Source organism: Chelativorans sp. Marseille-P2723, from assembly GCF_902809845.1.
Taxonomy (GTDB): Bacteria; Pseudomonadota; Alphaproteobacteria; order Rhizobiales; family Rhizobiaceae; genus Chelativorans.
The window spans coordinates 169,991-186,679 of sequence record NZ_CADDWI010000008.1 but is presented as its reverse complement, the minus strand read 5'-3'; the positions used below and the strand labels follow the sequence as shown (position 1 = coordinate 186,679).

Genomic DNA, 16,689 nt, shown 5'->3' with positions numbered 1-16,689 from the left:
GTGCTTCCTCGCGCTCGCCCGCCATATCGTCCCCGTTGTCAATGCTTGTTGGTGTTGTTGGTTTCAGCGCCTGCTCTCACGCCCATGCCTTGCGCATTCTGATGGCGTCCAGATTGTGGCCCCGCAAAGTCCTGCGGCGGTTTCATCGATCGCCGCCTGATCAGTGGGTGTCTTGCCTTGCGCGCCGATGAGTGACGTGCCCACCACCTGCCGCAGTCCATCAGCGGTCGCAGGAGCCGGTTTCGAAGTCGAACAGCCCGCCACGCTCAACGCACAGGCGATAGTGACCGCGCCAATCTTCAGCGGTTTTGCCGGCATGTTCGTTCTCCTGTCTGATCTGGTTGAGGAATGCTGCCTGCTCGGCCGAGCGGCCCGCGCGATAAGCAGATAGGTGGGACCATCCCAATGCGACGATCAGCGCGGCACCTATGCCGATCCGCACCCATGTGCCAAAAGCCAAGCCAAGCATCACAAATCATCCGCGCGACGGCGGCGCAGAAGCTCGGTGATCACGCCATTCGCGAAGAGGTAAAGGGCGAATGCCTTGGGCGTGAGCACTGCCTGGAGCAAGACGGGATCAATCGCCGCCATGCCTGCCGCGACAAGCCCGAGCAGCGCTTGGAGGCGCGCCCAGAAGAGCGTTTCGGAATCGCGGAAGAAGTCACGAATGCGCTGCCACATGATGTCAGCCTCCACAGAAGATGCCAAAGAGATTGCACGGGATGTTTGCGAGCCACGCCCCGGCAGCAGCCAGAGCAGCGAGGATTGCGGCGAGGATGCCGGCCTTTCCTGATGGGGCTGGTTTGGGCGTGCCGGGCGTCTGAGTGCCATTGCCGGCCGACTTCGCCGCCGTCAGCACCTTCTCGAATTCCGCCGGGTCCACGAGCGCTTTATTGAGCCCGTCGCCGGCATAGTAGCTCTGCCCCCGGCCAATCATCCGCGTAGCACCGCGTGTGGATGCCAGCACTGGTAGAGATGCCCATTCCATGGCCAAGCGCTTGCCGAATTCCTCCCGGCTCATCTGGCCAGCCATGAAGCTTTCGTAGCCACGGCGCTTGAGAAGGTGATAGGCGAGCCGGTCTTGGAGATTGCCGTCAAAGATTTGCGTGCCACGCAGGCGCAGTTCCTTCGCCAGATCAATCAGCGTGGCACGGATGAATTGGGGAGCACCGGCGGCAGATGATGCTTTGGTCGAGCCGAACTTCGCCGCCCATGCCTTTGATGACCAGACGGCCTGCTCATCTACAACCTCGCCTACGGTCATCGTAGTGAGGGGCTTTGACAGCGCCGACTGGCGGTGGCCGTAGATCACGTCATAGCATTGGGGCGGCTTCCGGCCCGTCTCCGTTTCATAAACGAAGCCAAGCAGGATCGCGGCCCCACGCGGGATGCTCGGGTCCATGGCACTTCCTTTCAGTTTCAGGTTGTTAGGCGGGTCGGGCTCGGCTGCCGTCGGGCTGTTAGTCTCCGAAGCAATTTTGTGCTTAGTGCACCTGGGTGCCGTCGGCGCACTTGCGGGCGCTGGTGTGACTTCCTTCTACATTTCCGCGCGCTGGGCGCACCTGGACAGGCAGTAGTCACGAGGCTGGTTTACTGTCCCTTTTTTTAAGGGGTCAGGTTGGAGCGTAAAGGGGAATCACAGTTAGACAACTTCCGTTCGTTCCCACTATGGTGTCCGCTCAGCAGAGAGGAGGGACACCTTAATGAATAGATGGAATGACGCTGGAAGAACGCCGGACACTGACAAGCTCCTTCACATAATCACAGAGAACTTCCCGTCCGCCGCACAAGAGCAGAACGTTTTCAAAGCGGTAGACCATGCGCTCAGCGAGCTTGAGGGCACTCGTGCACATAACGAAATCCTGAAGCACCTCAATTATGCAGCCGAGAAGGGCGGGACTTCCGTTGAAAGGATTCTATCTGGCGAAGAGTTCAGTGTCGCTCCTGACGTGTTCAGCGATACCATCACCAATATCTCGGCCGTCCTTTCTGAGCTACCAAGCTTCCGCGCTAAGACCAGCAGTACACCGGCGAATACGGGCTCTGTCGAAGAGGTCATAAAAAGAGCAATCACCGAGCTTGAAGGTTGGTGCTCGGCAGAGAAAGCCGCGAAGATGGCAACCTTCATCCGGGAAACGCAACCGTCAGTATGCGTCGAGATTGGCGTTTATGGCGGCAGGTCCCTTTTTCCCTGCGCCGCGGCGCTGAGGGAGAATGGTAAGGGAATAATTTATGGCATCGAGGCATGGGACCCGGAAACAGCCGTCGAAAATCCCACAACCGCCACCAATGACGCGTGGTGGCAGGCTCTCGATTTTGGTCGGATCAAAGCTGGCTTCTATCGCTTCATGGTGGACAATGAGTTGCATCGGCAAGTACGGATTTTGGAAGCGCGTTCGTCTGAGGTCTCCCATCTGTTCCCGAAAATCGATTTTCTCCATATCGATGGCAGCCACTCAATCATCAACGCTGCGCAGGACGTGGTTACTTATGCCACTCGTGTCACCGCAGGAGGTATCATTGTTATGGATGACATTGGCTGGGAGTCAACAAAGCCGGCCTATGACATCCTTCTTTCATTTTGTGATTTGGTTGAGACCGTTCCAGACCCGGAAACAGGACGCCCTAGCTACGCAATCTTGCGCCATCTGTGATCCTCATTATCAAGAGACATGATGCTAAAAACGGACATTCACGAAATCCCGTCAAAGATCGGGCACATCCATATCCCAAAGACCGCAGGCACATCCGTAAATGCTTGGCTTAACGACCTTGCTCATTTCAACCGCGTAAGGCCTGACGTCTTTTGGGGAGACTTTCTTGACTTCATGACGGAAAGGCAGGTGCCAAGAGCGATTTCATCTGAGATCGTAGCTCGCTTTATATGGGATGCATTTGACATCATTCATGGTCATGACGATGTACAAACCTATGCGCCAGCCTCTGCATTCCTGTTTACAGTTCTACGAGACCCGATAAGGCGCTGCTGGTCTCAATATTTTGACCATTCCCGCCTCAAAGAGCACGATTTTGCCCATTTGCCTCCGAAGTCGCAACAGTATCATCGCGATTGTCAGTCGGAAAGTTTTGCACGGGTTCTTGAAAAACATGCAGGATCGGCTCCCTTAAGATCAATCTATGAGGACCGCCAATGCCGAGCTCTTCTGTTGGAACGCTACAAAGGAATGGATTACTTTGATTTGTCTCCCGAGCAGCGGTTCGAGCAAGCACGTGAGACTCTCGAAGAGAAAGTCCATTTCTTTGGCATCCAGGAAGATTTTGCACGTACGATGCAGGCTCTCTCCAGAGCAATAGGTGCATACCCAGTCGTACAACCTCTTAGGCAAAATGTAATCGGCAAAGACGCAACGCAACCCGGGAGCGACGCCGCAAACGAGTATCTCAAGGCGATCAATCAAGCTGATATGCGGCTTTATGAATACGCACTAGAAACCGTTGCACCTATGTTGTCGGGGGCAGAAGAATATACTGAGGCCGAGTTCGAACGCCTTTTTGCTGCCACCCGAGTGAGAACGATCGAGAGGACGCCCAATGGCAAGGGCGGTCTCCTGTACACCATGAATCATGCGCTGGTAGGGTCAGGCTTCTCAGTCCGCGACGGAGCTGGAACGCCTGATTGCTGCCGATGGACCGGACCGGAGACCCGCTCGGTCCTCTACCTGCCTTCGACCGGCAATCAAGTGCGCATTTTCATTCGAGGGTGGTCACATCGCTCGCTGAAGAATACCCTTCGCCTGAAAGCTAACAACAAGGCGGTGAGCTTCTCATTCGAGAAGCAAGAAGGAGCAGAAGATGTGGCAGTGTTCCAGCCTCCACAGTGGCACGCTCCCTATCTGAAGATCGAGATCGAAGTGGACCGTACCTACACTGATCAGGAACTCGGGCGTCGCAACGGTGATACACGGTCAAGAGGCGCTTCGATCTGGCGGATCGAATATTAGGCCGTGAGCGGCGACGTATCTGGCACGACCAATCCCGTCAGTTCAGTGCCTATGGTGCCGCCATCATAAGGCCCCATGCGTGTATTGATAACAAGATTCTTGTAACCTGCTGTGGCGCGGAAAATCTGACTGGCGACGATAGTCCCACCGAGGAAGGTGTTACCCCAGCACTCTTCCCCAGTGATATGGACACCGATTGCGACTTCCTCGATGTTCAAGGACCCGTCGAAAGTGTTGCCGTAGTTATGGCCCTCGCTCATCATCAAGCCTGCACGAGCATGCCCAGCGGCGAGCGAGAAGTGGTTAAACACGCACTGACGCATCCACACCCCTACACCAGTACCTGTGCCATCCCCTCCGAGTGCCTCAGGACGCCCTGATAGACCGCCATTCGAGACGATCCTGAACCGGCTGTTGCACATATAGTTCAATATGACGTGTTTCGGGCCGAGCCCGGTAACCTGAGTCCCGTTCTGAACGAACAGTTCAATGTTGCAGGCGTTGAAGCCGCTGGACAGGTCCTGTTTGCCGACCGTGATGAAATTGCCGGCGTGATTTCCGTTAATGTGAAGATTCAGGACATCACAGCAAAAGACGGCGCCATCGCTGTCCATGACAATTGATGAGCCAGGTGTAAAGTAGAACCCACTATTGGTCATACTTGAACCACGGATGGTAAAGCCCTGCGCTCCCGGCCCCTCGGGAGTGAAATTGAGGCGTAGATTCTGTGAAAGGTGGTATCTCCCTTTCATAAGCCCCCATATCCCGCGCTGGCGCGCGTTATTGATGAAGCGGAACCAATCTAGAATGGCTTGCCAGTCATTCGTGTTCCCCTCCTGATGGTTCGCTTCCGCGCCAAACATCTGAGGCGTCGCCTTGTCATCGACGCGCACCCATACAAAGCTAGGATCGTCAGTCGAGCGGACGATAAAGCCTTCACCAGTATCGATCGCTACAAGGGCTGACCATGACGCGTAGGCATCCTTGTAGAAAAGGCCCCTGCGCTTTCCTTCAGCTACGTAGACGACCTCGGCACGGTTCACATCAAGCGCTGCAAGCTCAGTACGGTCTGCCACCATCATGCCTACTTGAGCAGCGGCAGTGTCAGAAAGGTGCTCTATATCAATTGCCTTAGCGGCGATCTTCTCAGGGGTGATCGAGCCATCGGGTACACCAGCCCCCTCCGCCAACTCATCAAGCGCTGCCTGAACGGTACTGGCCTCCAAGCCGCTCGTGCTATTGTCGTAGGCGTGATTGGCACTGTCGAAAGCGTCCGCTGCCTTGCCTTCAGGATCGTAGACGCTCGCCAGCATGTCGCCGGTGCCGTCTCCTGCCGGTCCTTGCGGCCCCTGATCGCCTTTTGGTCCTTGCTCTCCCTGTGGCCCTTGCTCACCTTGCGGCCCCACCGGACCTTGCGCCCCCTGCTCGCCCGCGAGATTGATAGACCATTCACCAAAAGTGCCGGAGCCACCTACAAGGTCAACGTCAATTTCAAGCGCTCTCCCGCCATAGGCCGTGAGGATGCCTTCCATCCAGTTGGCAGGATCGGCAATGGACGAGACGCGCAGCCTTGCACCCGTCGCCCATCCACGCGCAGGCTCGGCAACGACGAAGTTTTTCGCCCCCGTCCCTATCGTGACACTGCTATCAGAGGACCCCACCACATCGGATGAACCGGGCGCACCTTCCGGCAGGTCTGCGATCTTAGCCCATCCGCCCGTGCCCGCCTCGCCCTGCTTCTGGTAGATGCCGTTGCTGGTCGAGAGCGGATCACCAACCACCCATGCTCCTGTGCCAGCATCATGGTCGAGGTCGGCATCAAGATCGGCCCGCGTGGCATAGACGAGTGCCCCCGCCATGACGGCGGCGCGTACGGCCCGTTCGACCTCCGCACCCCATGTCTGCGTCTCGCCATTGTTTACCTGGCGCAGCTTTCCTGCGGCATCGACGGGCGCAAATATATCCACGGCCCGCTTGGTAAAGAGGGTCATTCAGATGCTCCAGATGTAAAGGGGATACGAGTTGCGTCTAGAGGTTGACGCTGGCACTGCCGTTTTGGGCAGCGCCTTGAGTGCCATTGGTCGTCAAGCCTCGCACGGACCAAAACACCGTTCGCGGTTGGTTGTCATACTGACGCACAATACTATATCTTGTGCCCGGTTGGACGTTGTTGATAGTCGTCGTCACACCAGCGATTGTGACATCCAATCGAACAACGCTCAGCGAGAGACACCGGATGTTCCAAGTGATTTGAGCCGGTATGTCCACTGGGTCTCCCGGCTGGTAGTCTCTAGTAGCCACACTTACTACCGGAGCCACCGGAGGCGCGTTATCGATCTCCATCGGATCGACCATGAGCGTATCCGAAAAGTAAGAGACGTCGCCATCGCTGTTGGCGAAGCGGGCGCGGAACTCAGCCCTTTCGCCAACGGTATTCTCTTCAACGACCCCGAAATACGTGTTCTGAAATTCGATTTCCTCCATCGCCGCCCATTGCGTAGGCTGGCCGCCGGGAACAGTCCTGTAATTCGCCTCCGGGATGGTGCCACCGCTCACGCCTGAGAATTGCACACGCGTTTCATAAGTGCCGTTGGGAAGTTGCACCACGGCTGCGCCAGACGGCTTGGCAGGCTGCGGGATGTCGCTTTCGTATTGCAGGTCCGGCACTTCCTCTGGTGCCGGAGCCTCCATCGTCGCCGGGTCCCATGGCTGTTCAATGAGTGCCGGCGGCCATACGACATAGGGGATATCCACCTGCCCCGCCTCGTCATCGATGCGCGGCGCGGCAATGCGGCAAAGCATCGTTTCCTCGGCGTCGTCGTCATGGATGCTCGCATAGGTCACGCCCCACGCCGCAACGCCTGCCATATTGGTCTTGATTGATCCGGCATCGGCGCGGGCTTGGAGGAAGAGCCTGCGCGCTATGCGCTGCGCCTGAGAGGCAGAAGGGCAAAAAGGCAGTTCGACATCGAATATCTTCTCGCCATAAAGGTCGATTTCCTCCTGCACGCGCGCCCAGCCGATGCCCGACATATTGATTTCGGCCATGTCGAAGCCGCGCTCCTGCGAGTAGTATTTGATGCGGCAGACATTGGGGCGCTCGATGGCCTCCGGGCCGGATTTCCAGACAAGCTCGGTAATGTGTTTCGAGCCAAAGGCAATTTCTGCTTCCGGGTCATCATCGATCAGGCGGATACGTATTTTGCCTTCCTCGCTCAGCACCACCTCAGCGCCGATTGAATCCAGCACCTCCTGCATGGTCTCGCCGCGGGCGTTTTCGGACGGCCACACGCCCCAGCACCTGGCCCTCGGCTCCGTACCCGTCAGCGTCGGCACCAGCGCGTCGGCCCGGTTTGCCTCGGCTGCGATAAACGCCCAATCGAAGTCTGACGATTTCAGATCAGGATAGGACCGCATGATGTGGACAGCGCAAAGGATGCCGTTGTCGCTCCACTGCCATGTGGCGGGGTTTAGCGGATCTTCATCCGGGTTCTGGCTTGGATCGCGAGGGTCATAGACGCGGCCGACACGCGCCGTCACCATGATGTCGGGTGCGCCACCCTGGTAGAGCTTCTGAAACAGCTTGTTCCCGGACTCGGTGTCGAGCGGAGGGACACGATAGCGGGCCAGACTTTGGAAGACACCCCGCGCCCGGTGATCCGAGGTCCAGACGTTTGGGAAATCAGCGACAAGCTGGCTCCATGCCGCTTCTGTCCCGTCACCCACCTTATTCTGGATATGGAGATAGGTGGTGTTCTGCCGTGCCCATGGTGGCGAGGATACCGCGCCATTCGGCGGGTCCACCGTCACCGGCCTGCCGCCAACATGGTATTCCTCGACAGCCACCATCGGGCCTTTGCAGTGCCAGACAAGGCGCGAAATAAAGCTGCCCTTGGTATTGCCAAAAGCCTTCAAGCCACCAAGGCGCACCCGCCCTATGGCGTTGTATTCGGAGGTTTCGGACTCCTGGAACGTGTTTTTGAGCTGCCCCGGATCGATCTTCGGTTGTCGGGGCCGCGCGGCAAGTGCAAGCTGCGCACCGAGAACAGCGGTATAGGCGGCGATTTGCAGGCCCGCATAGATGATGCCGGGGGTAAATACCGCACCCAAGGGACCGGCGAAAAGCAGGAAGGTGAGCGGCGTGAAGATAACGTCCGCCTGCGCATGCGCCGTCATTGCCAGCCACGATGCCGTGCCAGCCAAAGCAAGCTTGATCCATTTCATGTCAGGTGATCGCCCAGACCTTTAGATAGCCGCGAGGGGCAAGCCATGCCGCGCTCCTGCTTGTGCGCCAGCAGCACACCCCGTTTGAAACACAAATGACACCTACGGGGCCAAAGAGGCGCGTATCGATGATGCCCACGTCACCCATCTCTGGAAGGCCACGCCGCTCCTGAATGCCCGCATCGAAGGCTATGTCGCCCCATAGATTGACTAGACCGCCTGCCTCTTCGATAAGCCGTCGCGCCTCATCCTCGCTCGCATAGGGCGGCATCTCGACCGTGTGCCCGTTCTCCTGCGCCCAACGGGCACATAGAGCAGAGCAATCATCCAGGCCCCACTCGGTCGGCTTGCCCTCAAGTGGCTCAAGGAAAGCCATGAGGCGCTGGCCCAGATCAGCCATTAAACACCTCAACCACCTTTACGCCTATGAACTGGCCACCTTTGTCACCGGGGAAACGGCGCTCCTGATCCGCCGCATTCCAGCGGCCACCAAAGGGATAGTTCTGGCTTTGCCACAGGCTTTCGACCGTGAAGGCAGCGAAACGAACGCCCGGCCCCTGCCTTTGCAATGTCGGTGCGCTGATCTTGCCGGGGAATAGCTTCTTGACCAGCGGCTTTTCTTCCTCCGTCACCGGATCGGCAGTGGTAACTATCTCCTGCGTTTCAGGGTCGAACATAGCCCACCACATATCGCAGCGGCTCCCCTCGATCTCGCGGGCGTATTCCTTGATCTCTTTCCAAACCGCCGCGGTGATGCCACCGAGGCTGATGACGACTGAAGGAGCCTGACCAAAGCGCGGGTCTTCCACCGCCGTGACGCCAACAAGCTGCCCCCCAGCAGGATCGGTAATCCCGCGCCATTCCAGCCCGTTGACCGTGATGGTGCCCACGCCGTTATGCACGCGCCGCAATCCTGTCGGCAGGTCTATCTCGGCAAGCCAGATACGCGCGACATGGGGGCCGGACAGCCGGTCGAAGTCTTCTTCGTTGAAGATCGCCATGTGCTGTTACGCCATCAACCAGCGCCGATATGGCGTGGTAGGCTCCACCTTAAAATGATCCGGCACCTGCGCTGCTACAGCCGGGGTGCACCGCAAATTGACGTGGAAACGGCCATCGATCACCGGAGGCGTGATCTCGTCGCCCTCGTCATCATGCTCGCCGGGAGTGATGACAACGGGGCCGATCACATCGAGTACGAACCCATCCCCGGCGGTGATCCAGAACCGCTTGCCGCGCTCATCCTCGCCGCGCAGGAATGGGCAAGCGGAGACAAGAGCCCCGGCATTTCCGGCGCGCAAATAGATGTCGATCATCGCTGGATCTCCGAAACGACGGCAAAGAGGATGACTACCGCGATCACTGGCAATGCCGCATCGGCGATGCTCTTGAGGTTCCAGACGGCAGGATCGAAGCCGCCCCACCATGGCATGTTCTCGCGCTTGCCGTCTCCGAATGCTTCAATCCAGCGATATTCAGCCTGCGTGATCTCACGGCCCACAAAGAAGGCGGCAGCAGCGATTCCACCCAGGAGCCAATTGCCGGCGAGAAGACCGACCGCGAACTGCACGGCCAAGGTTATGATGGCGTGGATCATGACATTAGAGCCTGCAATTCAGCATCGGACATAGCGCGCGGATAGCAGGCAAGGCGCTTTAGGGGGCCTTTGAGGACGCGCGCGCCTCCACTGGCTATCGCGGTATTTCCAACGAAAAGCGTGTGGATGTCGGCAAGGTTCACAGGATTGTCAGCCGGTGGCATCAAGACGCCATTCCGGCAAACACGCGACTGGTCGTTGGCGAGAGCGACCGCGACCTTCTCAAAAGTCCCGGCAGGAGGCTGAGCCCCAAGATTTCGGTTAACGAACGAGCCGCCGTCCCTTCTTCCCTCAAGCTGCAATTGGGTCTGATAACGCAGTTCGATGGTGTTATCAGAACCTAAAAGCCCCCAAACACCGGCTCTATCGTTTGAAGTCGCGTAAGCCTCCGGTGGCCTGTTGGTGGCGAACTCAGCAAAGATCGTTACCTCGCTTGAGTTGAACGGAAAGGCGCTCGTCGCCAATCTCACTTGATCTGCCGCCCTCGTCACCTGCGATCCTTGGGTAGGGATGTAGGAGGTGGGGTAAGCGCCTTGCTCTACCTGCGCACCCCACACATAAAGACCGGATGTGCCGTCACCAGAATAGGTGGTATTGCCGTGCTCGTCGGTAATGTGTGCGACCCATAGCTGAGTCACGCTCCCAGAGCTTGCCGCCGTGGCCGTTAAGGAGATGCGATACCAACCGCCGTAGACCGGTATAATCGAATAGGCTTCGGGCGAAGATATCGGAGTGACCACCCCGCTGGTGAGATCGACCAGGATGCGCCCGGAAGATGACCAAGACCCCGTACGCAATTCAATGTGATTTCTCTCGCCGGCACGGACAAAGCCGCTTACCGTATAGGTCACGCCCTCGGTGACAGTACCGCCCTGATCCAACCGTGAGAGGCCTGTGCCGGTGCGTTCATGCATTTTCATAGCATTGGAGCCATCAGGAGCTGGCACACCGCTTGCGGAAAACGTAACACCCACCTTGCGCCACGCAGTGTTCTCGAACGCTTCCGAATGCAGCAGAAAGTTCGTCCGCTGTTCTTCAATCAGCGCGCCTAGCGCCTCCCCCGTCACAGGATCATGATCCAGCCGAAGGACGTTATTCCCCGCCACCTGCATCAGGCCATCGGCGTCGAAATAGGTGGCACCGGAGGCGCGTTGCGAGGTGACGATTTCGCCCACAGCACCGGATCGACCATCGGGGCCAATCACCAAGCCATAATCATCCGCAAAGTCGAGCAGGAGCCTCCGTTGCGCCGGAGTCGCCACGATAAGTGCATTGATCCTCTCGCGCGCCCGCAACCCGCTTTCCGCTGCCCCAATATCTTCGATGCTATTAAAAACAAGGGCCGCATTAAGCTGCGAACGGACATCGCCCCAGGTTGCAGGTTCTCCCCCGCCATGAATGCCGCCCCACTCGTCCAGAAGGTCTGAAATCCTCGCGGCAACTTCCGCCTTGGCTTCACCGCTAGCAATAGTCATGGGTAGACTTCCTGATCGTCCCAGACGCCGAAATCATTCCAGGCATCGTCAGCGAGTATCCATGGCGGGGCGGGCAACGGGGGCGGTGTCTCGCTGAAATACTGCCGAACATCGGAATCGAGCACTTCCACCAGGGTCACGGAGAGATTGTCCGCTACCTCAAGGCCGCGATTGGCTACCGCCGCATCCTCACCCTCAAGACGCATGGCGAGCGTTGGATTAAGCGTGGCTTCGTCACCCAGCTCCACCGCTTTCCTGAGCGGCGGCCAGATCCGATACCAGCCCTGCTCAATTACCTCAGTGACGATGTAGAGGCCGAAGTGATCGGACGCGAAGCCGATATAGTCCCCACCCTCAAGGCGATGCCCCCAAAACACGTCAGCAAGCTGGATAAGAGTCGCTCCCATCTCTGCCGCGTCAGCCGGGACGCGTGGCCGGGATGATTGCCAGTTCTCCATGTTTGACCATGGCTGGTCATTGGACCATGGCTCGCCGGTAGCTATTTCGAAGTTCGAGGCATCGACACCGGCCTCCTGAAAGGTGATTGCATCGGGGTCGAAGAAATGCCAGCGCGTGGCATTCGCGCCGCCATGCAATGCTGTCACCCATCCGCGATAGCGCCGGAACATCTTCCCTCGCATCGGAGCGAACGAGAAGCGAAAGCGCCACAGGCCGAAGGGCGAACCGAAGGTCTGGACGAAATTGCCGATGCTCTGGCTGGCTCCTGCATGGATCGTGCGAGGTCCTGACAAAGGCTCGATGGCGGTTATAGGCAAGCCATTTGGCGGCGAGATTAAGCGGTGCGCCATTTATGCCCTCGTGCCCCTAAGCTGCTTTGTATTCACGCGCTGATCGACCATCTTCGGGATGTTGCGGCCGAGTTCCTTCACGCTTTCCTCGACACGCTTCAACTGGGCGGGATCAGCGCCAGGGGCATTGATCGGCGCGTTGATGATGATACTGCCGCCGCCCCTGTCCTGCCCGGGCTTGCGGATATCAACCATCTCGCCGGGGGTGGCCCGGAAGGCGATAAGCTGGCTATCAACGCCGCCCGCCCCGCCAACCGTAAAGGAGCCGCCATTCGCGAAGCCCATGAGGCTGCCGAAGATTGAAGACAGGAACCCGCCGAAGCCGCCCATTTGACCAAGGCCAGAAAGAGCCAGCCGCGCAATCTGAGACAGCATGTCTCTCAGAACATCGCGCCATTCCTTCGTGCCTTTAAGCGCATCGGCAATAGACGAGCCGATGCCTTGGAACGCGCTCTGCAGATCATTGGCGATAGTCCCTGCGCCACCAGTGACAGAGCCGGCCATGCTCTGCATCCCGTTGGCAAGGCCCTGCATGACGTTGACACCAATCTCGTGCATGACACGAGAGGGGGAATGGGTCCGAAAGATGCCCTTCACGCCGTCGATGACCCCAGAGCCAATGCTTTTGGCTCCATCGATCACAGAAGTGGCCATGCTTTTCAGGCCATCCCAAAGGCCCTGCATGATATCGACGCCGATCTGGTACATCTGCCCGGGAATTGCCTGGAAGATGGCAACGATCTGATCCGAAAACTCACGGAGCTTTGCATCAAGCTCGAAGAACTTTTGCACGGCACCGTCGATTGCAGCGCGTAACCCCTCATTTATCGATGTGAGGAAGGCATTTACGGCCTTACCGGCAGCATCGATCTCCGGCCAGAAGGCGACCACGCCAGCGGTGAGTGCCGCGATTCCGGCGGTTACAGCCAACACCGGAGCGCTTATCGCAGCCAAGCCGGTGGCGAGAAGGCCGAGGGCGAGCACGACAGGACCGAGAGCCGCCGCAACACCCGCGATGATCGTGCCCCATTTAAGCAGTTCAGGGCTGCTCTTAGATACCTCCTGAACCCAAGCGGTGACCGCCTTCACTGCTTCCGTCGCCCACTCAATCAGGCCAGCATCCGCTATGGCGAGTTGAAGCCCCTCAAATGCGGAAGTCAATTCCCGCATCGCGCCGTTAAATCCTTCCATCTGGACGGCTGCGATCTCTGTGGCAGTTCCCGCGCTGTTTTCCAATTCGTGTGTAAGCTCGCGAACTGCATCAGCCCCTTGCGACACAAGAGCCGCCATCGCCGGGCCGGCGCGTTGACCAAACAGCTCCATGAACAAGCCGGCATTGTCGGCATGCGGCTCTAGCTGTTGGATAATATCCGCCAGTGGTAGGAGCTTGCCGGACGCATCGGTAAACGCCAGCCCCGCTTCATCCATAGCTGTGCGCATGGCCTTGGTGGGGTTAAGAATGCGCGACACGGCACCGCGGAGCGACGTACCAGCCATGCTCGCTTGGATACCTGCGTTACCCATCATGGCGAGGGCAGCGGCAGCTTCTTCGAAATCCACACCTGCCGCGCTCGCAACCGGGCCAGCATATTTCATGGCCTCGCCCAACTGGCGCAGATCAGTATTGGCCGAAGTGAATGCCTTGACCAGTACGTCAGTCGCATGGCCGAGTTCCGAGACGTCCTTGTTGTAACCAGCGAGGATGTTTGTGACGATATCGGCAGCAGATGCCATGTCGAGATTTGCTGCAGCGGCAAGCTTCAGCGTATCCGGCATTGCGCCGAGGATTTCATTTGTTTTCATACCGGCCATGGCGAGGAAGCCCATAGCGTCGGCAGCTTCAGAAGACGAGAATTGCGTCGTCGCGCCAAGCTCCTTTGCCTGTTCGCGAAGGGCCTGGAATTGATCGCCGGTCGCGCCAGAGACGGCGGCGACCTGGTTCATTGCCTTTTCGAAATCGCCGGCCACTTTGAGTGTGAGGGCACCAAAACCTGCTAGTGGTGCTGTCACGTAGGTTGACATTTGCCGCCCGACGTTCTGCATTTGCTTGCCGGCCTTGCTCAGCGAGCCGCGAAGGTTTTTCATGCCTTCTTCGAAAGCGGCGCTATCAAGACCGAGCGTGACGCGGAGTGCGCCGATAACAGCACTAGCCATGGGGGATATCCTGATGAGAATGCTACTAGCCGCCGCGTTTCTCGCGTTAACCGCAAACGCTCACGCGCAGGTTGTTAAACTGGACGACTTATGGATGGCCTGCGATCTTGCGCAGATAGATGCTGGCGGTGACGCGCCGATGCCGGACGCAATTGAATCGGTGAAGCTGAAAGAACGGGCGGGGGAACCGACGCTGCTTCAGGTGCTTGCGTCAACCTCTGACGGAACCGCCCTATTCTGCGAAATGGCTGTTGAGGTCGTAACGTTCCGACACAACTCAGAGGCCGTGATCGATGAATAAGGTTCTCGTCATTGTGCTGATATTCCTGGCATCCCCAGCACTCGCCTCCGAACCTCTTATCGGACGCGCCTCTGTGATCGACGGTGACACCATCGAAATCCATGGTGAGCGCATCCGCCTCAATGGGATAGATGCGCCGGAAGGACGGCAGAGATGCCAAGACGCCCGCGGCAAAGATTACCGTTGTGGCACCATCGCAGCGAACGCCTTGGCTGACTTTCTGTCAGCGTCCAGTCCAACGCGTTGCGAATTCATCGAACGCGACCGGTACCGGCGTTTTGTCGGGCGGTGCTTTCGCGCCGATGGTAAGGATGTTCAGGCATGGCTCGTTCGGAACGGGCACGCCCTTGACTGGCCCAGATACAGCAAGGGCGCTTACGCGCAGGACCAATCCGACGCGGAGCGCAATCGGCGTGGCATGTGGGCGGGATCATTTATCCCGCCGTGGGAATGGAGACGGCGTTGATCGCTATCCCTTCCTACGCCTTGCGCTCGCCAGCCAAGACCGGGTGACGGCCACTGACTGCTCAGGCGTCATATTCAGCGCGCGCGGCTTCTCACTGTGCATCATGTCCTTGAGCTTCGGCATTTTCTTCGCCCTGTAAAGTGCCGCTGTATGCCAGGCTAGCGACATTCGCTCGTTGTGCTCACGCCTCAATCGCGCCGCTGCGCCTGACAGGATAACGCTGATTTCTTTGTATGTGAGCCGCCAGAATAGCGAAGGCTCTTGTCCTGCCTCGACCCATGATTTCAGTAGATCGAGCGGTTTTAAGCCTTCGCCTTCCGAGGGCGGGCGTTTTCCTTGGCCTCCTGTTCAGGGAATGCCGCCTTGAAGGCCTTGCCGATCGCTTCCATACAGGCAGGGATGCCGGCATCAGTGATGATGTCACCTGCCTCCTTCACTCCCACTTCGTCATGATGATCGCGAAGTCCTGCCCACACCAGAGCGCGGACGGTCGAAAGGCGCGCCGTATCAGGATCATTGAGAGCATTGGCAATCTGCGCCACAGGCTGGCCCAAGGCGTCCTCTAGTTCGCAGAGCGCGTTGACCGAGAACGACAGCGTGTATGCCCGCCCCCCCACCTGGAGAGCGACCGAGCCACGATGAGGGTTTGCCATTACTCAATCTCCGGCTCGTTCTCCCAGGTCTCATCGCCAGAGACCCTGATGGTGGCTGTAGCCGTCATCCTGTCGTCCAGAGGCATCGCCCTTGACACTGAGCCAACGATGGCTTCGTAAGAGACGGTGACTCCATTCGGATGCGTTATGCGGTGGGTGCGCTTCTCGCCGCTGTTACGCAAATCTCGCATGAACTGATGTGTCGGACTCCCTGGGATGAAATTGAACTGTATCGTTCCTTCACCCACGTCTGTAATCCCGGCGAGGTATTCATGACGACGTCCGGGTGACTGGTAATGGGTTGCCTGAATCCAGTCTGTCGTCTCTTCACCGGGCTCAATAAGGAACACTTCCTCCAGTTCGTAGAAGGTTTCTGGACCATCGCCGTTGGAAATTTCATACTTAGAATTATAGCCAATCATTGCGTCAGTCATGACGTTTCTCCATGCGCGAAAGCCGCGCTAGGGCGGCGGGTTGAAGTCGGATTGTTGAGAGGGCTTACGCGGACTTGTGATGCACCATCACGTCAATGGATAGGCGGAATAGTTCGCTCGGATCGCTACCATCGATGCCCGTCAAATCGCGCTGGCTATCGATAAAGATGGCCTGGAATATCCCGCCATGATGACCGGACAGAGCGTCGATTATTGCGTTGCCAGTGCCATGCGCCGAAATATAGGTATTGGCATAGACATCGATCTGCACGCGGGAAGTGACCAACCCGTCAGGACCTCGCATGTGATATTCACGAATGCCTGACACGCGGGACAGCACGACATAAGGGCGCGCAGGTGCATCCTGCGGTGCGCGGCCCCAATACAGGCGCGGTGCAACGGGCGAGAGCAGAGCGGTCAGTTCCGGCTCCAAGTCAATCGCTCCCCACGAGCTGAACGCTGTCACCGTCCACTACGAACTCGACTGTGAGACGGGGAATGTCGTCATGAGGGCAATTGAGCACCGTCCGCTGCTGTCCGGGGAGCATCCTGCCACCCTCATCACAGAGAACCACAGAGCGGCCCGTAACGGCTGCGGTTTTGAGTATCTTCAC

The 16,689-nt window shown here is 58.1% G+C and carries 21 protein-coding genes; 4 read left to right on the top strand and 17 right to left on the bottom strand.

All coding sequences use genetic code 11. The features are described from left to right. Positions 1–63 precede the first annotated feature (63 nt). From HUS57_RS17890 to HUS57_RS02730, 4 genes are read right to left on the bottom strand one after another with little or no spacing between them, the layout of a single operon-like run. The gene (locus HUS57_RS17890) at positions 64–318 is read right to left on the bottom strand and encodes a hypothetical protein (protein ID WP_246727713.1); all 255 of its coding nucleotides are present in this window, start codon (positions 316–318) and stop codon (positions 64–66) included. After that, positions 221–469 (bottom strand): hypothetical protein, encoded by a 249-nt coding sequence (locus tag HUS57_RS02740; RefSeq protein ID WP_173931406.1) that lies wholly within the window; start codon positions 467–469, stop codon positions 221–223. The genes HUS57_RS17890 and HUS57_RS02740 overlap by 98 nt, the downstream gene beginning before the upstream one ends. After that, positions 469–681 (bottom strand): hypothetical protein, encoded by a 213-nt coding sequence (locus HUS57_RS02735; protein WP_173931405.1) that lies wholly within the window; start codon positions 679–681, stop codon positions 469–471. The genes HUS57_RS02740 and HUS57_RS02735 overlap by 1 nt, the downstream gene beginning before the upstream one ends. Positions 682–685: 4 nt before the next feature. Then, on the bottom strand, positions 686–1,402 hold the full coding sequence (locus HUS57_RS02730) for a hypothetical protein (protein ID WP_173931404.1): 717 nt from the start codon (positions 1,400–1,402) through the stop codon (positions 686–688). Between the two features lie 547 nt (positions 1,403–1,949). Here HUS57_RS02730 and HUS57_RS02725 point away from each other — a divergent pair. Together HUS57_RS02725 and HUS57_RS02720 are read left to right on the top strand one after the other, a co-directional pair. Then, the gene (locus tag HUS57_RS02725; protein ID WP_173931403.1) at positions 1,950–2,654 is read left to right on the top strand and encodes a class I SAM-dependent methyltransferase; all 705 of its coding nucleotides are present in this window, start codon (positions 1,950–1,952) and stop codon (positions 2,652–2,654) included. Between the two features lie 18 nt (positions 2,655–2,672). After that, positions 2,673–3,962: a sulfotransferase family 2 domain-containing protein gene (locus HUS57_RS02720; protein WP_173931402.1), complete on the top strand. Its 1,290-nt coding sequence runs from the start codon at positions 2,673–2,675 to the stop codon at positions 3,960–3,962. On the opposite strand, the gene HUS57_RS18075 is transcribed toward HUS57_RS02720, so the two are convergent. The 9 genes from HUS57_RS18075 to HUS57_RS02675 are packed head-to-tail and all read right to left on the bottom strand — an operon-like array spanning position 3,959 to position 14,221. After that, positions 3,959–5,953 carry a hypothetical protein gene (locus HUS57_RS18075; protein ID WP_281409276.1) on the bottom strand — a complete coding sequence of 665 codons (1,995 nt, stop codon included), beginning with the start codon at positions 5,951–5,953 and terminating at the stop codon, positions 3,959–3,961. The two genes, HUS57_RS02720 and HUS57_RS18075, sit on opposite strands and share 4 nt — an antisense overlap. A 37-nt stretch (positions 5,954–5,990) precedes the next feature. Then, a complete protein-coding gene (locus HUS57_RS02710) occupies positions 5,991–8,186 on the bottom strand; it encodes a phage tail protein (protein ID WP_173931401.1) in 2,196 nt (731 codons plus the stop codon). A 1-nt stretch (position 8,187) separates the two neighbouring features. Beyond that, entirely contained in the window at positions 8,188–8,586 is a 399-nt protein-coding gene (locus tag HUS57_RS02705; protein WP_173931400.1) for a hypothetical protein, read from the bottom strand. Then, positions 8,579–9,187 carry a transcriptional regulator gene (locus HUS57_RS02700; RefSeq protein ID WP_173931399.1) on the bottom strand — a complete coding sequence of 203 codons (609 nt, stop codon included), beginning with the start codon at positions 9,185–9,187 and terminating at the stop codon, positions 8,579–8,581. The genes HUS57_RS02705 and HUS57_RS02700 overlap by 8 nt, the downstream gene beginning before the upstream one ends. Positions 9,188–9,193: 6 nt before the next feature. Continuing rightward, positions 9,194–9,502: a hypothetical protein gene (locus HUS57_RS02695; RefSeq protein WP_173931398.1), complete on the bottom strand. Its 309-nt coding sequence runs from the start codon at positions 9,500–9,502 to the stop codon at positions 9,194–9,196. Then, on the bottom strand, positions 9,499–9,783 hold the full coding sequence (locus HUS57_RS02690) for a hypothetical protein (RefSeq protein ID WP_173931397.1): 285 nt from the start codon (positions 9,781–9,783) through the stop codon (positions 9,499–9,501). Before HUS57_RS02690 ends, HUS57_RS02695 begins: the two co-directional genes overlap by 4 nt. Continuing rightward, positions 9,780–11,258, bottom strand: a complete 1,479-nt coding sequence (locus tag HUS57_RS02685) for a LamG-like jellyroll fold domain-containing protein (protein ID WP_173931396.1) — start codon at positions 11,256–11,258, stop codon at positions 9,780–9,782. The genes HUS57_RS02690 and HUS57_RS02685 overlap by 4 nt, the downstream gene beginning before the upstream one ends. After that, positions 11,255–12,067 carry a hypothetical protein gene (locus HUS57_RS02680; RefSeq protein WP_173931395.1) on the bottom strand — a complete coding sequence of 271 codons (813 nt, stop codon included), beginning with the start codon at positions 12,065–12,067 and terminating at the stop codon, positions 11,255–11,257. The genes HUS57_RS02685 and HUS57_RS02680 overlap by 4 nt, the downstream gene beginning before the upstream one ends. Next, positions 12,068–14,221: a phage tail tape measure protein gene (locus HUS57_RS02675; protein ID WP_173931394.1), complete on the bottom strand. Its 2,154-nt coding sequence runs from the start codon at positions 14,219–14,221 to the stop codon at positions 12,068–12,070. Positions 14,222–14,234: 13 nt separating this feature from the next. On the opposite strand from HUS57_RS02675, the gene HUS57_RS02670 reads away from it, so the two are divergent. Both HUS57_RS02670 and HUS57_RS02665 read left to right on the top strand, forming a co-directional pair. Beyond that, the gene (locus HUS57_RS02670) at positions 14,235–14,522 is read left to right on the top strand and encodes a hypothetical protein (protein WP_173931393.1); all 288 of its coding nucleotides are present in this window, start codon (positions 14,235–14,237) and stop codon (positions 14,520–14,522) included. After that, positions 14,515–14,988, top strand: coding sequence for a thermonuclease family protein (locus HUS57_RS02665; protein ID WP_173931392.1), 474 nt, complete (start codon positions 14,515–14,517; stop codon positions 14,986–14,988). Before HUS57_RS02670 ends, HUS57_RS02665 begins: the two co-directional genes overlap by 8 nt. Before the next feature lie 302 nt (positions 14,989–15,290). Here HUS57_RS02665 and HUS57_RS02660 read toward each other — a convergent pair whose 3' ends face one another. The 4 genes from HUS57_RS02660 to HUS57_RS02645 all read right to left on the bottom strand — a co-directional run bounded on the left by HUS57_RS02660 (position 15,291) and on the right by HUS57_RS02645 (position 16,689). Further along, positions 15,291–15,641: a GTA-gp10 family protein gene (locus HUS57_RS02660; protein ID WP_173931391.1), complete on the bottom strand. Its 351-nt coding sequence runs from the start codon at positions 15,639–15,641 to the stop codon at positions 15,291–15,293. Further along, entirely contained in the window at positions 15,641–16,075 is a 435-nt protein-coding gene (locus HUS57_RS02655; RefSeq protein ID WP_173931390.1) for a phage tail tube protein, read from the bottom strand. The genes HUS57_RS02660 and HUS57_RS02655 overlap by 1 nt, the downstream gene beginning before the upstream one ends. Positions 16,076–16,139: 64 nt before the next feature. Then, positions 16,140–16,508: a DUF3168 domain-containing protein gene (locus tag HUS57_RS02650; RefSeq protein ID WP_173931389.1), complete on the bottom strand. Its 369-nt coding sequence runs from the start codon at positions 16,506–16,508 to the stop codon at positions 16,140–16,142. A 1-nt stretch (position 16,509) separates the two neighbouring features. Beyond that, positions 16,510–16,689, bottom strand: a complete 180-nt coding sequence (locus tag HUS57_RS02645; protein ID WP_173931388.1) for a hypothetical protein — start codon at positions 16,687–16,689, stop codon at positions 16,510–16,512.

What these genes read in the sequence shown, in the direction of transcription:
- HUS57_RS02740 (WP_173931406.1), bottom strand. Translation starts at nt 469, where the DNA reads ATGCTTGGCTTGGCTTTTGGCACATGGGTGCGGATCGGCATAGGTGCC.
- HUS57_RS02685 (WP_173931396.1), bottom strand. Translation starts at nt 11,258, where the DNA reads ATGACTATTGCTAGCGGTGAAGCCAAGGCGGAAGTTGCCGCGAGGATT.
- HUS57_RS02710 (WP_173931401.1), bottom strand. Translation starts at nt 8,186, where the DNA reads ATGAAATGGATCAAGCTTGCTTTGGCTGGCACGGCATCGTGGCTGGCA.
- HUS57_RS02705 (WP_173931400.1), bottom strand. Translation starts at nt 8,586, where the DNA reads ATGGCTGATCTGGGCCAGCGCCTCATGGCTTTCCTTGAGCCACTTGAG.
- HUS57_RS02660 (WP_173931391.1), bottom strand. Translation starts at nt 15,641, where the DNA reads ATGGCAAACCCTCATCGTGGCTCGGTCGCTCTCCAGGTGGGGGGGCGG.
- HUS57_RS02695 (WP_173931398.1), bottom strand. Translation starts at nt 9,502, where the DNA reads ATGATCGACATCTATTTGCGCGCCGGAAATGCCGGGGCTCTTGTCTCC.
- HUS57_RS17890 (WP_246727713.1), bottom strand. Translation starts at nt 318, where the DNA reads ATGCCGGCAAAACCGCTGAAGATTGGCGCGGTCACTATCGCCTGTGCG.
- HUS57_RS02720 (WP_173931402.1), top strand. Translation starts at nt 2,673, where the DNA reads ATGATGCTAAAAACGGACATTCACGAAATCCCGTCAAAGATCGGGCAC.
- HUS57_RS02665 (WP_173931392.1), top strand. Translation starts at nt 14,515, where the DNA reads ATGAATAAGGTTCTCGTCATTGTGCTGATATTCCTGGCATCCCCAGCA.
- HUS57_RS02655 (WP_173931390.1), bottom strand. Translation starts at nt 16,075, where the DNA reads ATGACTGACGCAATGATTGGCTATAATTCTAAGTATGAAATTTCCAAC.
- HUS57_RS18075 (WP_281409276.1), bottom strand. Translation starts at nt 5,953, where the DNA reads ATGACCCTCTTTACCAAGCGGGCCGTGGATATATTTGCGCCCGTCGAT.
- HUS57_RS02670 (WP_173931393.1), top strand. Translation starts at nt 14,235, where the DNA reads ATGAGAATGCTACTAGCCGCCGCGTTTCTCGCGTTAACCGCAAACGCT.
- HUS57_RS02730 (WP_173931404.1), bottom strand. Translation starts at nt 1,402, where the DNA reads ATGGACCCGAGCATCCCGCGTGGGGCCGCGATCCTGCTTGGCTTCGTT.
- HUS57_RS02680 (WP_173931395.1), bottom strand. Translation starts at nt 12,067, where the DNA reads ATGGCGCACCGCTTAATCTCGCCGCCAAATGGCTTGCCTATAACCGCC.
- HUS57_RS02690 (WP_173931397.1), bottom strand. Translation starts at nt 9,783, where the DNA reads ATGATCCACGCCATCATAACCTTGGCCGTGCAGTTCGCGGTCGGTCTT.
- HUS57_RS02700 (WP_173931399.1), bottom strand. Translation starts at nt 9,187, where the DNA reads ATGGCGATCTTCAACGAAGAAGACTTCGACCGGCTGTCCGGCCCCCAT.
- HUS57_RS02675 (WP_173931394.1), bottom strand. Translation starts at nt 14,221, where the DNA reads ATGGCTAGTGCTGTTATCGGCGCACTCCGCGTCACGCTCGGTCTTGAT.
- HUS57_RS02735 (WP_173931405.1), bottom strand. Translation starts at nt 681, where the DNA reads ATGTGGCAGCGCATTCGTGACTTCTTCCGCGATTCCGAAACGCTCTTC.